Origin of the sequence: Virgibacillus salexigens, assembly GCF_014905415.1 — a bacterium.
GTDB lineage: Bacteria > Bacillota > Bacilli > Bacillales > Amphibacillaceae > Virgibacillus > Virgibacillus salexigens.
Map to the genome: position 1 here is coordinate 1 of NZ_BNEO01000132.1, position 307 is coordinate 307.

A 307-nucleotide genomic window follows, 5' to 3' on the forward strand; every position below is an offset into this window, starting at 1 on the left:
CGTGTATCTGGGTGGCTAGCGCATATTCTAGTACAGTATGAAAATAATCGATTAATCCGACCACGCGCAGAATATACAGGTCCGAAGTCGCCAGAAGATGTATCAATTGATAAGCGATAAGGTAGTAATCTTAAATAAAGTAAACTTACCAATTTAATCAGGAAAGCACGCATGTATTTTTGATTGGGAACAAAGATGTTCATAAACGGAAATCTTTGCTAAACTATAAATGCATAATGAAATTAGGAGGTATTCATTGATATCGCACAGGGAGAAAAGATTATTGTTGAAAATGGACAAATGCGTG

At 35.8% G+C, this 307-nt stretch carries 1 pseudogene; it reads left to right on the forward strand.

The annotated features are described in order from the left end of the window. Positions 1-120 (forward strand): annotated as a pseudogene (locus tag JKP73_RS22555) (citrate synthase); the annotation flags it as partial. Positions 121-307 lie beyond the last annotated feature (187 nt).